Genomic DNA, 13,527 nt, shown 5'->3' with positions numbered 1-13,527 from the left:
AGTCCTGTCAAGACCTCAGCTACTAACACGTGCTAATCCACGGCAGCACGAGCTATTGACGCACTCCGGACCCCGCCCTAGTGTCTCGGACCACATCACGCCTAGCACGTGCTAGTAGCGGAACGGAAGGTACGCCATGACACAGTCCACCAGCACTTCCGGGGAGCACCATCCAACCTTGCCCGCCGACGTCCCAGGCCCGCACTCACGCCGGCTGGGACTGATCGCCGTGGTCGCCACCTTCGGTGGCCTGCTGTTCGGGTACGACACCGGGGTCATCAACGGCGCGCTGGCCCCGATGAAGGAAGACCTCGGCCTGACCGCGTTCACCGAGGGCTTCGTGGTCAGCATCCTGATCTTCGGCGCCGCGTTCGGCGCGCTGATCGGCGGCCGGCTGTCCGACCGGTACGGCCGCCGGCACAACATCCTCATGCTGGCCACGATCTTCGCCCTCGGCACGCTCGGCTGCGTGCTCGCGCCGACCTGGCAGGTGCTGGCGATCTTCCGGTTCATCCTCGGGCTGGCGGTCGGCGGCGCCTCCGCGACCGTCCCGGTGTACCTGGCCGAAGTGTCGCCGTACGAACGACGCGGCAGCCTGGTCACCCGCAACGAGGTGATGATCGTGTCCGGTCAGTTCGCGGCCTTCGTGGTCAACGCGATCATCTTCCAGCTCTGGGGTGAGCACGACTCGGTCTGGCGGTTCATGCTGCTGGTCGCTGTACTGCCGGCCATCCTGCTGTTCCTCGGCATGCTGCGGATGCCGGAGAGCCCGCGGTGGTTGTCGTCACAGGACCGGGACCCGCAGGCGCTGGCCGTGCTGAAGCAGGTGCGCTCGCCCGAGCGGGCCGAGGCTGAGCTGGCCGAAGTACGGGCGCTCGCTGAGGAGGAGAAGGCGGCGCAGACCGGCGGCTGGGCGGACCTGGCGGTGCCGTGGATCCGGCGGTTGCTGCTGATCGGGATCGGGCTCGGGGTGTTCCAGCAATTCACCGGGATCAACTCGATCATGTACTACGGCAGTCAACTGCTCGAGGATGCCGGCTTCTCGGCGGAGGCCGCGATCCTCGGGAACACCTTGTTCGGTCTGGCCAGCGTGCTCGGTATCTCGGTCGGCATCCTGGTGATGAACAAGATCAACCGCCGGACGATGCTGCTCGGTGGCTTCGCTCTCACCACGAGCTTCCACCTGCTGGTCGGGCTGACCGCGCTGCTGATGCCGGACAACGCGGCAAAACCGTACGTGCTGCTGGTGTTCGCGGTCCTGTTCGTGTTCTCGATGCAGGGCACCATCGGCCCCCTGGTGTGGCTGCTGCTGGCCGAGATGTTCCCGTTGAAGATCCGCAGCTTCGCGATGGGCGTCTGCGTCTTCTGCCTCTGGATCGCCAACGCCGGCGTCGCCTTCGGCTTCCCCCCGGTGGTGTCCTCGGTCGGCATCGCCCCCACCTTCTTCATCTTCGCCGGTCTCGGCGTCTTCGCCCTGATCTTCATCGCCACCTCAGTCCCCGAAACCCGGGGCGTCACCCTCGAACAGTTCGAGGACTCGTTCAAGGCCGCGCACACGTAGAAAGGTCGTACCCCGATGACTGTGATGGTCGCCGTACCCGACAGCCCCGAAGGCGTCGCCGCCCTTGCCGCCGCGGCCGCCGAAGCCGACCTGCTCGGCACCGATCTGGTCGCCGTCAACCTCGCGCTCAAACCCCTGGACACGTCGTCCATCCCCTCGACCACCAAGGTCACCGTCCTGGAGCGGCACGGCAGGTCCGACCGGGACCCGGCCGACGCGGTGCTTGCCGACATCCAGGAGTACGGCGCGCGCCGGCTGGTGATCGGGGTCAAGCGCCGGTCCCCGGTCGGCAAGGCTCTCCTCGGCAGCATCAGCCAACGCCTCCTGCTCGAATCCCCCATCCCGGTCCTCGCCGTGAAGATCAATGAGGACCGGGACTGACGAAGTGCTCGTGGTGGGGCATGCTCTGGCATGTGGGGTGGGGAGGGGAACTGGTGGGTCGACGAGCCGATCGAGTCGTTGGGCTCGGACCGGCTGGACCGGCTGGTGTTCGTCGAACGGGTTCAGGAGCTGATCGGCCACGTCGGTGGATCCCCGGCCAGTACCGTGATCGGGCTGGTCGGGTCCGCAGTGAGTGGCTGCTCGGGGTCGGCTACCGGGGCTACGACGAGCTCCTTCTCGACATCGTGCAAGCGCAGTACGACTGAGTTCGGGCGGCGGTGCAGCCTTTGGTGGGGTCCACTGCGTCTTTACTGGTACTGGATCGGCTGGGACGGTTCTGGTATACACCGTTAGACCGGTGGGGCGGGTGGGGGTGACTGGGGTGTCGTCGCGGCGGGCGGGGAGCACGGTCGGGCTGGCTGTGGTGTGCCTGGTCGTGTGCGCTGTCGCGTTTGCGGGCGCGGTGACGGTGCTGATGCCGAAGCAGCGAGAGCGGAGTGTGGCGGCCACGGCTCCGGGGTCGCCCAGCCCCAGTGAGCCACCAGTCAGCAGCCCAGCGCCGTCGCCGTCCAAGTCGCCGTCCTCCTCCGGGTCGACGCCCGTTGCGCGGACCGGGACCTATCAGTGCGCCGGTTTCAGCGGGATCGAAGCGAAGGTGCCGCTGCCGATGCTGCTGCGGGACACGTTTGCCTGGGGCGACGATCCGCCGTACCAGGTGGGTGACGGGAACGGCGACGTCCGGTGGCGGTCGGATCCGTACAGCAAGCCGAGCTGGTACATGTGGTTGCACTCGCTGCGGTGGCTCGGGCAGGGCATCACCGCCGGCGGGAAAGGTGACCGACAGGCACTGACGCACGTCATGGCGATCATCCAGGACTGGGTGCGGGACAACCCGTACTCGTGGAAGGGCGACGTCGGCGCGTGGGAGTCGACCATGCATCGGACCAACGTGCTGATCTGTGCGCGCCAGGCGGTGCTGTCGGGTCTGAAGGTCCGGCAACTCCCGCCGCAGTACGCCTGGCTCGATCAGGCGCTGCTCGACCACGCCAGGTTCATGACGGAGGTCTGGAGCGGGCCGTCGAACCACGGCACGGACGAGAGCATCGCGATGTTCGGCGTCGGCTGCACGCTCGGCCGGCCCGAGCTGAAGACGCTCGCCGTCGAACGGCTGACCGAGGCGATCACGACCGCGATCGACGTGCAGGGATCGACGAACGAGCAGTCGATCGGGTACGCCATGTTCAACTACAACCTGTGGGGCCGGGCGAGCACCGTGCTGCACCGGTGCGGCGCGGATCCGAGTCCCGTCATCGACCAGAGGCGCCGTGCTCTCGCGGAGTGGCTCGCGCTCGCGACCACCTCGACCGGGCAACTCCCCCAGGTCGGCGACGCGATCCGCCAGAAGCCGGACGCCGTACCCGGGACCTCCCTGGAGTACGCCGCCACGCTCGGCAAGAAGGGGAACCGGCCGAGCCAGCGAACGGGTGTGTTCGACGCCGGCTACATCTTCGGGCGGACCGGGTGGGGTGAGACGCGGGCGTTCACCGAGGAGTCGACGTACACGATCAGGTTCGGGCCGGGACGCCGGTACCACGGTCACAACGACCACACGTCGATCACCTACACCTCGCACGGGCGGGACATCCTGATCGACCCGGGCCACTCCGGTTACGAGGACGACAAGTGGCAGGCCTGGACGAAGCACCACTCGGCGCACAACGTGATGTACGTCCCGACGGCCAAGGGCACCGGGGCCGAGACGCGGCTGGTCAGCGCGGCGATCGCGGACACCTCGGAGTACTACACGCTCGCCGACACCCCGGCCGAAGGAGTGGAGCGGACCCGCGACGTCCTGGTGCTGAAGGATCCCGACCTCGTCATCACGCTGGACCGCGGGCGGTCGGGCACCGAGCAGCACTACGAGACGTTATGGCACCTGCCGGCCGACCAGAAGGTCACGGTCACCTCCCCCACCACCGCGGTCGCGGCCAAGCCCGGCGACAAGGTCAAGACCCACCTGCTGCAGATCCCTTACCAGCAGGCGCTGCCGGCCAACGCGATCACGGTCGTGCAAGGCTCCGCGGACCCTGTGCAGGGCTGGTACTTCCCGACCATCTTCGACCGGCAGCCGGCGCCGGTGGTGAAGTTCAACCGCAGCGGCCCGACCGCCACCATCCTGTCCGCGCTGGTGCCGGCGAACCGCGGCGAGACCGTTGCCTTCAGCACCAGAACCACCGGCGATATGTTCTTCGTCGACCTGACCGTCGGGAAACGCAAGACCACCATCCGGGTCACCGCCAACGGCCGCCTGACCCGGATCAAGTAGAAGGGCACAGGGGGGAACACACAGATGCAGATCCAGGGGACCTTGACCATCGACGGCGTACTCGTCGTCCCGATCGAAGCCCACACGTTCGCCGTCACCGGGACCGTCGCGGTAGCCACCGGCAAGTCACGGATCTACCTCGAGGAGGCGTACGCCGTCGAGACCGTCCGAGCCGCCGTCAACACGGCCCCGACCGGCGCCGCCCTGATCATCGACCTGAACAGGAACGGCACGACGATCTACACCGACCAGTCGAAGCGCCCGACCATCGCCGCCGGCACCAACACCGCCACCGGCAACGACCCAGCCGTCACCACCCTCGCCGCCGGCGACTACCTGACCGTCGACGTAGACCAGGTCGGCTCCACGACCGCAGGCGCCGACCTGACCGTGACCGTCCGCGTACGGCGCACTAGCTGAGGCCCGGCCGTGGCGCAGTCAGCGGGGTATACGTTCAATGCGGAGACGGTGAACGGGACGACGGTTCGGGATGTGGCGGGGTACTTCCTGCACGGCACGATTGTTGGGTCGGCCGCGGTGGTGGCGGGGCGGTACGGCAATGGGCTGAACTGCACCGGGGGTGCGATGCGGGTCGTCGTCCGGCCGCCGAAGCCCGGGGACGACTTCTATCCGCTCAACACCGACGGTGGACTGTCGGTCGCGGCCTGGGTGCAGTTGAACAACTCGACGGCCGCGGCGCGGTGCATCGCGTCCGCGACCAGCGGCGGGACGCTCAACTGGGCCGTGTACGCCTCCAACGCCTCCGGCAATGTGGAGGCGAAGATCGCCGGAGCGACGTACAGCACGACCACGAGCATCCGTGACGGTCAGGAGCACCACGTGCTCGTCACGTACGACGCGACGCCGGCCACCGACACCGTGAAGATCGCCGTGGACGGCGTCCAGGTGTTGTCCGTCAACGCGACCGCGACGATCGCCTACTCCGGCACCGAGGCGACCGTCGAGGCCGGGCGGAACGCGTTGACCAGCTCCGAGGCGCTCGACGGGATCATCGACGACCTGCGCTGGTGGAACGACCCGGTCGAGGCGGCGTACTGGCCGACCCTGGTCGCGGCGGAGCAGATCGACCATCAGCTGGCGATCTACCCGTTCGACCACGAGACCGCCGAGGACTTCGGCAGCTACGGTCACGACCTGACGGTCGCCGGGTCGGCCAGTTTCACGACCGGCCTCTACGGCGGTGCGCTGGTCTCCGGGACGGCCGCGGCCGGTGCATCCGGGGCGATCGACTTCCCCGACTGCGACCGGCTCGCCATCTGCGGCTGGCTCCGACTTGACGCCGCGCCGGTTGGCTCGGCCGCGCCGATCCTCGCGATCAACGACGCGCTGGGCAACGCGCGGGTCCGCGTCGTGGTGAACACCAACCGGACCGTCACCGCCACCTGGACGACCATCGACGACGGGACCGTGCCGGTGACCAGTACGGCGGCCCTGACCGTCGGCCAGTGGACCCGGTTCCAGTTCGCGATCAACCCGACGTACGTGCAGGTCCGGCTCGACACCGACCAGGCGACGGTGAACATCGGCGACGGCGTCCCGCACGTGTCCCCGACCATCGACGGCCTGGACCAGTTGTACGTCGGTGGCGACGCGACGGCCGGTGGTCAGGTGGCGTACGACTACCTGACGTTCACCAAGAACTTCCTCGCCGAGGTTTCGTCGGGCTACTGGGCCGGCGCTCCCGTCGTCACGCCGTACCGGCCGGCGAATGTCGCCCGGGGTGTCTATCACTTCAACGAGAGCACCGGGAGCGTGGTCGACGACAAGTCGCCGTCCGCCAACGACCTCACGCTCACGGCGGCCGGGTCGTGGGTGACCGGCATCGAAGGTACGGCGCTCGGAGCCAGCGGCACCGGTCCGGGCGCGTGGCGGACCTCCCTCACCTGGCCGGCCTCGCCGCCCGGGTGGGCGTTCTCGGCGTGGGTGAAGTGCCGCTCGAGCAGCAGCGGCGCTCGCTTCCTGGTGCTGCGGAACGCCGAGGACGAGGTGGCGCACGCGGGCCGGCTCGACGGGCTGTTCTGGGTCCGGCTGTTCGGCACGGGCGGCACCACCGGCATCATCAGCTCGTCCCGAGGGCCGATCGCCGCCGAGACTTGGACCCACGTGGCCGCGTCGTGCGACCAGAAGACGATCCACTTCTACCTCGACGGCAAGGTCTTCTCGGTCGAGTCCTACTCGGTCGGCGCGCTCCTCCAACCGACCGAGCTCCACGTCGGCGGCGACGATCCCGACTCGTCCGTGGCCGACGTCGACGACCTCCGCCTGTTCGACACCCCGATCAGCGCCACCAACATCCGCTGGCTCTTCGAGAACCCCGGCCAGTACTACGACTCCGCCCCAACCGCCTTCGCCGCCTGGGGCGTGCCGCTCTGACAAACTGCAGCCATGGCGGAAGCAGCAGGCGTCGTGAACCAGGAGGGCCGCGACAACGACGCGGACTTCGAGTCGGTCATCGCCGAGTCGGGCGACCACGTCCAGTCGCTCGCCCGCGCCGTACGCGACCTGGTGTACGACGTCCTGCCCGGGACCGTCGAGGTGGTCTGGAAGAAGCAGGGCTCGGTCGGTTGGGGTGTCGGGCCGAAGAAGTACACCGAGCAGTTTGCCTACCTGATGCCGTTCAAGAACCACGTCACCCTCGGCTTCTACCGCGGCGGTGAGCTCCCCGACCCTGACGGCCTCCTGCCTACCGCAGGCGGCCGTCAGGTCGGCGGCACGCTCAGCATGCGGAGCCTCAAACTCACCACTCTCGAGGAGGTGCGGCGACCTGCTGTCCGCGAACTGATCGCTGTCTCAACTCGTACCGGTATCTGACGGCCGGCTGTCGACCTCTTCGAGGCGGAGGGCCAGCAACTGCTGCAACGGCATGGATTCGCCGTCGCGGGCGCCGAGGCCGACGGTGAGAGGTGGGTCGGAGGGCAGGATCCGGACGCCCAGGACGCGGGACTTCACGCTGGCGGCGGTGCCGAGGATGTAGAAGTTGGCGTCGGTGTCGACGGCGAGTGAGTGGTTGCGGCGGAGGTACCAGCCGGTGATGTCGGTCCGGTAGCTGGCGCTCGAGCCCGTCACGGGTGCACGGAGCGCCTGGGGCTCGACACCTCTGGCCCGCAGTTGCTGGACGAAGTCTGTCAGCAGGGCACGGGCCTGAGCGGTCTCAGCCGCCTTGCGCTGCTCGAGCGCGGCCGCGTGGGCGGCAGACGCCTCACGTCGCTTCTCGCGCCAACTCGGCTCACTCTCCACCGTCCCACCCTAAATCACCGCGACCATGCCTCCGTCCGGGTGGGGAAGGACCTGTCGCCGAACAAGATGCGGCGAGCGGCCAGCTGTCCCGGACGGGTGCGGAGCAAGGTGAACGCGAGGGATGCCGCAGCCGGTGTGCGCACCTGGGCCAAGCCTCGGCGCAACATCAGCCGCCCGCGGAAGTGCGCACGCAAGGCGGCACCGTCGTACGCGGGCAATGCAGCCGCGCCGCCTCGGAGCGCGCTGTCGAGGACCTCGGCCGCAAGCGAGGACAAGCGTAGACAGGGATCGAGACCGCCTGCGGTGAGCGGTGAGACTGCCCCGGCCGCGTCGCCGACGAGCAAGCCGTCGGCACAGCCGATTCGCCGCAACAGACCGCCGACCGGGATCGGCCCGCCACGCCGCTCCACGTCGACCGGCCGGTTGACGCCGGCCAATCCCGGCGCCTCCTTGCTGAACCGTTGCAGGGCTTTGCGCATGCCGTCCGGATAGCGATCGGAGTAGCCCGCGACACCGACATGCGCATGCTGCCCGTCGTTGACCACCCACGCGAGATAGCCAGGAGCAATCGACGGGTCGAGCACACAGTGGAACGTCGCGGCTCCGCGCTCGACGGGATCGAGAAGACCTCCTCGGCCCCGACGAGCAGGTGGCTGTTGCGATCCAGGCCGAGATCCCGCGCCACCCGGGACCGCGCTCCGTCCGCTCCGACGACGTACCGGGCCCGCACCTGAGTCGGCCCGTCACGATCGACCAGATGAAAGGCGCCACTGCGCCAGCCCGCATACCGCGTGCCCAGCGCGATCCGTACGCCTGCCGCCACCGCTCGCTCGGCCGCCGCCAGGTAGAGAGGCCCCATGTCGCCCACCCGGTACTCGTCGCGCTTGCTGACCAACGCCACCGGCCGCCGCAGATCCGGCGGGTAGAGCACCACCCGACGGATCGGCGGCCCGAGGCACTCGGCAGGCAACGCAAAATCATCGAGCGTCTTCCGCACGAAGATGCCCGTGGTCCGAATCGCAGTGGTCAAGCTGGTACGGCGTTCCACCAGCAGGACGTCATGCCCGTGCTGAGCCAGCAACGTGGCCGTGTGAAGCCCGGCCAGCCCGGCTCCCACCACCAGTACGTCGCTGGTGCTCATCGGTCGGCGTCGGTCCGGATCAGCCGCAACCCGCCGGCAACGACGAGCGCGATGGCCCACAGCCCGAGCGTGAGCCTGGCCGAGATCGTCGTCATGTCGTCGCGCGGCCCCTCGCCGAAGATCAGGAAGAGCGCGCTGGAGCCGGGCATGCGGGCGGACATCGTGACGGTCCAGTCGTACGGGAGCTGCGCCAGGATCAGCGGTAGCACGAACATGAGCGCGATCACGCTGACCAGCGCGGCCGCCGTACTGCGCGTCAGCAAGCCCAACCCGATCCCGAGCAGCGCACCGGCGGCCCACACGAAGGCGAGTTCGGCGAGTGACTTGATTCCTTCGCCGAGCGGCAGCCCGAGCGACGGCCGGAACGACCAGACGACAACGCTGGCCGCAGCCACGAGCACGACACCCAGCAACGTCATCGTGGCCGCGATGACTGTGGTCCGGGCGGCGAGCAGCACGCCTCTGCGTGGCGTCCACTGCAAGGTCGGCACGATGCCGCCGGTGCCGTGGTCGGCGGTGCTGGTGACGACGGACAACGCGAGTACGCCGAACAGCGCGAACATCGCCGTGAAGCGGCCGCCGTCCCACGCAGTCGCGTCCGGACCGGGACCGGTCGGGTCGTCGGAGACGTCGTACCCCATGATCGTGGCGAAGCCGAGGACGACGATGGCGGTCGCGATCGCGAAGATCCAGGTCGAGCGGACGCTCCACAGCCGGCTCCACTCGCCGTTGCCGGTACGGGCGAGGACAGTCGGGGTGCTCATTTGTTCGCTCCGTCCGCGTACGCCGGCGCACTGCCGTGGTAGTCGACGCTCTCCTCGGTCAACGCGAGGTAGGCGTGTTCGAGCGACTGCTCGAGCCCGGCCAGGTGATGCACGGGCAGGCCCAGCGAGTAGGCGAGATCGCCGAGCTCCTTGGCGGTCAGACCGGTCACCTCCAGCTCGTCCGCCGCGGTCCGCTCCACGGCGGCCCGATCGGCCAAGGCCTCTTGCAGTACGTCGATCTGCGGTGTGCGGATGCGGACCCGCTGACCACCCAGGCCGCGCAGGATCTCGTCGACCGGCGCCTCGGCGATCAGCCGGCCGCGGCCGATGATGACGATGCGGTCGGCGATCAGCTGCATCTCGCTCATCAGGTGGCTGGACACCAGCACGGTCCGGCCCTCGTCGGCGAACCCGCGCAGCAGCGCCCGGATCCACCGGACCCCGTCGAGGTCGAGCCCGTTCACCGGCTCGTCGAACAGCAGCACCTGCGGGTCGCCCAGCAACGCGGCCGCGATCCCCAGCCGTTGCCGCATTCCCAGCGAGTACCCCTTGATCCGCCGCCGCGCCGCGGACCCGAGCCCGACCTGCTCGATGACCTCCTCGACCCGCCGCAGCGGAATCCCGTTGCTCCGGGCACCGATCCGCAGATGCCCGCGCCCGGTCCGGCCCGGATGCATCGCGCCCGCGTCGAGCAGCGCCCCCACCTGGTTGAGCGGCTCGGTGAGCTCGACGAACCGCTGCCCGTTCACCAGCGCCGTCCCCGCCGTCGGCCGGTCGAGGCCCATCACGATCCGCATCGTGGTCGACTTCCCCGCCCCGTTCGGCCCGAGGAACCCGGTCACCTGCCCGGCCGGCACCTCGAAGCTCAACTCGTCCACCGCCAGCACGTCGCCGTACCGCTTGGTCAATCCCCGGATACTGATCACCTATCGATAATCGATGCTCACCTATCGACTGTCAACACCCAACCAACGACTCTCGATCGCGTGCCCCGCTCACGCCGTGGCCGGAACGCTGTGGCGGCAGTCACACTCGGGGAATGGGAGAGCTCAGGGATGTTGATGCCGGGAAGACGCATGCGCAGTTTTTGGCGACCGAGCACTGGAGTTTGCTGGCGACGCGTGGGATGACGTGGCAGGAGATCTTCAGCCGGACCGGGACGTACCTGACCGTGCTGTCGGCGGCCGTGGTGGCGTTGTCGCTGGTGGCGAACGCGACCGGGTTCGGCTCCGGGTTCACGACGTTCGCGCTGCTGGTGCTGCCGGTGGTGCTGCTGGTCGGGTTCGGGACGTACTTCCGGCTGATCGAGGCGGACATCGAGGACACCTGGCTGATCATCGGCATGAACCGGTTGCGGCACGCGTACGTCGAGCTCGCACCGGAGCTCGAGCCATACTTCATCGCGAGCCACCACGACGACCCACCGGGGATCTGGACGACCTACAGCTTCCGCCGCCGGATCGGGGTGACGCACTGGCTGTCCGGGTCACCGGTGGTCGTCGGCGTCATCAACTCGGTGGTCACCGGTGTGCTGGCGGCGGTGATCTGCGAGGCGGCCGGCGCCGGACACACCGTGCGTACCCTGGTCGCCGCCGGCACGGCCGTCGTGGTCGTGGCCCTCCTCGCGTACGTCGGCCTCCGCAAGGTGCACGAGGTCTCGCGGAGCTACGAGCCGCGCTTCCCGAGCTGACGCAGCACGATGGCCGGTGGCTCGATCCGTCCGGAGTCCTCGAAGTCGGCCGCGTGGTCGACGTCCTGCAGATCGAACCGCCGGCCGAAGCGAGCGGTGACGGACTCGACCAACTCCGGCAGGTGCTGGTCCGCAGCCAAGGCGCTCGTGGCAGTGCTGTAGACCACGATCAGCAGCGAGTTGGATCCCGCCCTCGCGGCATCGGTGATGTCGATCCGGTACGGCGGCGCCCAGAGCGTCCCGCACCGGGTCCCATTGACCCAGACCTCGGCCGCGACACCGACCGGCGACGAGATCAACGCCTGGTAGGAGTGCTCCGGCAGATAGCTGTCCCGCTCGGCCGGCGCCCCGTCACCGAAGTCCAGCACGATCCGGTCGTCGACGGCCGGAAGCTCGAGCTCGACCTCGTACGACGCCGAGCCTGTCGCGGCCAACCGAGCTGGATCGACCTGCCACGAACCCTCGACCGTCCGCAACGGCACGTCGGCCACCAACCGCTCCTCACCATCGCCGACCGGCACGAGGACAACCGCCTGATACGGATGCAATGTCACCGAGCCCGACGACACCCTGGTCGCTCCGGTCGCGGTGTCCCACAGTTCCACCACCCCGGCATCACAACTGAAGGTCCGCATCTGGTTGCCCGTGTTCGCGACGAAGTAGACATCCCCGTCGTCGAGCCGCCGATGCACCACACCGACGTCGTCCGGCAACCGCTCGGGCAGCTGATCCGGAAGCTCGGCGACGTCATCGACCACCACTCCCCCGGCCGCGACCACCGCATCCAGCCACCGCCTGGTGTCCGCCGGCACGGTCGCCGACGGAGGTACGACGACCAGCGAAACGCCGGCCGGGTCGATCACGCCGATCGCGTCGTCGTCGATCAGATCGAAGTCCAGCCCGGACTCGCGGATCGTCCGCGGGATGTCGGTGCCGATCAGGCGCCGTACGGTGCGATAGAGGTTCAAGGACCCGGTGGCGTAGGCGTCGGCGGCCGGGACGTACACCTTGACCGGCCGGACCGGCGTGCCTTGCTGCAGGAGCCAGGACAGCCGGTGCAGATAGCCGAAGAGGTCCGGAGCGACCGGCCACCAGGGGTTGCGGTCGTCGAGGGCGCCCGCGGCGTAGAAGATCCAGCCGAGGCCGGGCTCACCGGACGGCGAGTACGGCCAGCCGTGGCCGATCAGCTGGTTGACGCCGGACAGGAAGTGCTCGTGCGCCTCGCCCTTCAGGTCGAGCGGAGTCGCCCGGAACGACGGTGAGTGAACCCACGTCCACGCCTCGGCCGAGACAACCGAACGGCCGTAGATGCTTGCCGCCGAGGAGGCCCACCGCGTCTCGGGCAGCCGGGTCCATCCCCAGCCCTCGCCCTCGAACAGATCGGCATGGCGGTAGCTGCTCATCGTCGCGGGCGGTTCGCCGTACGACTGGATCCGGAACGGCACGTCGTGCGCTGCCGCCCAGCGCTGGAAGACGGTGACGAAGTTGTCCTCGTACAGCTCCGACAGCGTGCGATAGAAGTCGATGCGGACCTGGGACTCCGTCCGCAGCTCCCACAGCCGCGGCCGCAACTCGTACCCGCGCCGACGGGCGAACTCTTCGAAGATCGACGGCGTCCAGTCGGCCTGGTAGACCTCCAGGCTGTCGCAGAAGACCGACCCGACCAACTCCGGCGTGGCTGCCGCCAGCAGCGGCTCGGCCACCGACCTGATGTGCTCCTCGGCCGCGGCCCGCGAGTAGTGGTCGAGCACCGGGCCTTCGGCGCCGGCCGCGGCCCGCTTGACGTTCTGCCCGGTCAGCCGCGAGGTCGCGATCAGCACCTCCCGCGGTCCGTTCCCGGCCGGCACCCGGATCATCCCGTTGCTCACAGCAACTTCGTCGTACGACGTGGGCAGCCCGGCCGACCCGGCCCCGACGAACGCCGCGACCACCTCGTCACCGGGCCAGCCCGCGACCACCGGGACGTCGTACGCCTCGCCGCCGATCTCGCGGCGGTCCCAGGTCAGCCGGCGCGCGGCCAGCGCCGGGCCGATGTGGCCGCCGCCGAAGGACCAGCCGCTGCCCAGGGTGAGGTCGAACCGCAGCCCCAGCTCGCGCGCGGTCCGCGCCGCGAACCCCACGTCCTGCAGGAACTTGTCAGACCCGAACGGCGCGTCCACCGAGCTCATCGGGTAGACGAACGCGACCTCGACACCACCGAGCCCGGCCGCCGCCATCGCCTCCAGCTGGCGGCGCAGCTCGCGCTGGTCGACGGCCGGACCGAACCACCACCAGCGCATCATCGGCCGCCCGTCGGGCGGCGGTTCCGCGAACTGCCGTCGTACGTCGTCCACCGTCGGCACAGGTCCCGACCTCCGCAAGTCTCGGTTCAACCACCCCAACCCGGGACCTTGCGGAGAGTCAACG

Annotated in this window: 12 protein-coding genes and 1 pseudogene; 7 read left to right on the top strand and 6 right to left on the bottom strand. The window is 69.1% G+C overall.

Features of this window, described 5'->3' with window-relative positions:
- The first annotated feature begins 178 nt into the window (after window positions 1-178).
- The 6 genes from AB0H36_RS03405 (at window position 179) to AB0H36_RS03380 (ending at window position 7,100) form a co-directional block, all read left to right on the top strand.
- A complete protein-coding gene (locus AB0H36_RS03405; RefSeq protein WP_360515731.1) occupies window positions 179-1,561 on the top strand; it encodes a sugar porter family MFS transporter in 1,383 nt (460 codons plus the stop codon).
- Between the two features lie 15 nt (window positions 1,562-1,576).
- Window positions 1,577-1,942, top strand: coding sequence for a universal stress protein (locus AB0H36_RS03400; protein WP_360515728.1), 366 nt, complete (start codon window positions 1,577-1,579; stop codon window positions 1,940-1,942).
- A 358-nt stretch (window positions 1,943-2,300) separates the two neighbouring features.
- Window positions 2,301-4,268, top strand: coding sequence for a heparinase II/III family protein (locus tag AB0H36_RS03395; RefSeq protein ID WP_360515725.1), 1,968 nt, complete (start codon window positions 2,301-2,303; stop codon window positions 4,266-4,268).
- A gap of 24 nt (window positions 4,269-4,292) precedes the next feature.
- Window positions 4,293-4,688, top strand: coding sequence for a hypothetical protein (locus AB0H36_RS03390; RefSeq protein WP_360515722.1), 396 nt, complete (start codon window positions 4,293-4,295; stop codon window positions 4,686-4,688).
- A 48-nt stretch (window positions 4,689-4,736) separates the two neighbouring features.
- A complete protein-coding gene (locus AB0H36_RS03385; RefSeq protein WP_360515719.1) occupies window positions 4,737-6,662 on the top strand; it encodes a LamG domain-containing protein in 1,926 nt (641 codons plus the stop codon).
- Window positions 6,663-6,674: 12 nt separating this feature from the next.
- A complete protein-coding gene (locus AB0H36_RS03380; protein WP_360515716.1) occupies window positions 6,675-7,100 on the top strand; it encodes a DUF1801 domain-containing protein in 426 nt (141 codons plus the stop codon).
- Here the strand turns inward: AB0H36_RS03380 and AB0H36_RS03375 are convergent.
- The 5 genes and pseudogenes from AB0H36_RS03375 to AB0H36_RS03355 all read right to left on the bottom strand — a co-directional run bounded on the left by AB0H36_RS03375 (window position 7,080) and on the right by AB0H36_RS03355 (window position 10,357).
- Window positions 7,080-7,526, bottom strand: a complete 447-nt coding sequence (locus AB0H36_RS03375) for a hypothetical protein (RefSeq protein WP_360515713.1) — start codon at window positions 7,524-7,526, stop codon at window positions 7,080-7,082. The two genes, AB0H36_RS03380 and AB0H36_RS03375, sit on opposite strands and share 21 nt — an antisense overlap.
- A gap of 14 nt (window positions 7,527-7,540) precedes the next feature.
- Entirely contained in the window at window positions 7,541-8,110 is a 570-nt protein-coding gene (locus AB0H36_RS03370; RefSeq protein ID WP_360516051.1) for a hypothetical protein, read from the bottom strand.
- A gap of 20 nt (window positions 8,111-8,130) precedes the next feature.
- Window positions 8,131-8,667: pseudogene (locus tag AB0H36_RS03365) on the bottom strand (FAD-dependent oxidoreductase); the annotation flags it as partial.
- Window positions 8,664-9,431 (bottom strand): hypothetical protein, encoded by a 768-nt coding sequence (locus AB0H36_RS03360; RefSeq protein WP_360515710.1) that lies wholly within the window; start codon window positions 9,429-9,431, stop codon window positions 8,664-8,666. The pseudogene AB0H36_RS03365 and the gene AB0H36_RS03360, both read right to left, overlap by 4 nt.
- Complete coding sequence (locus AB0H36_RS03355) at window positions 9,428-10,357, bottom strand: ABC transporter ATP-binding protein (RefSeq protein WP_360515707.1); 930 nt, start codon at window positions 10,355-10,357, stop codon at window positions 9,428-9,430. The genes AB0H36_RS03360 and AB0H36_RS03355 overlap by 4 nt, the downstream gene beginning before the upstream one ends.
- Window positions 10,358-10,470: 113 nt before the next feature.
- Here AB0H36_RS03355 and AB0H36_RS03350 point away from each other — a divergent pair, with 113 nt between their 5' ends.
- Entirely contained in the window at window positions 10,471-11,121 is a 651-nt protein-coding gene (locus AB0H36_RS03350; protein ID WP_360515704.1) for a hypothetical protein, read from the top strand.
- Here AB0H36_RS03350 and AB0H36_RS03345 read toward each other — a convergent pair.
- Window positions 11,097-13,463, bottom strand: coding sequence for a glycosyl hydrolase (locus AB0H36_RS03345; RefSeq protein WP_360515701.1), 2,367 nt, complete (start codon window positions 13,461-13,463; stop codon window positions 11,097-11,099). The two genes, AB0H36_RS03350 and AB0H36_RS03345, sit on opposite strands and share 25 nt — an antisense overlap.
- Between the last annotated feature and the right edge of the window lie 64 nt (window positions 13,464-13,527).

The sequence above is a fragment of the Kribbella sp. NPDC050820 genome, from assembly GCF_040653975.1.
Lineage (GTDB): Bacteria > Actinomycetota > Actinomycetes > Propionibacteriales > Kribbellaceae > Kribbella.
This window is presented reverse-complemented; position numbering and strand designations above follow the sequence as displayed.

Coding starts and splice junctions, on each gene's coding strand:
- AB0H36_RS03400 (WP_360515728.1), top strand. CDS start 1,577: ATGACTGTGATGGTCGCCGTACCCGACAGCCCCGAAGGCGTCGCCGCC.
- AB0H36_RS03390 (WP_360515722.1), top strand. CDS start 4,293: ATGCAGATCCAGGGGACCTTGACCATCGACGGCGTACTCGTCGTCCCG.
- AB0H36_RS03380 (WP_360515716.1), top strand. CDS start 6,675: ATGGCGGAAGCAGCAGGCGTCGTGAACCAGGAGGGCCGCGACAACGAC.
- AB0H36_RS03360 (WP_360515710.1), bottom strand. CDS start 9,431: ATGAGCACCCCGACTGTCCTCGCCCGTACCGGCAACGGCGAGTGGAGC.
- AB0H36_RS03350 (WP_360515704.1), top strand. CDS start 10,471: ATGGGAGAGCTCAGGGATGTTGATGCCGGGAAGACGCATGCGCAGTTT.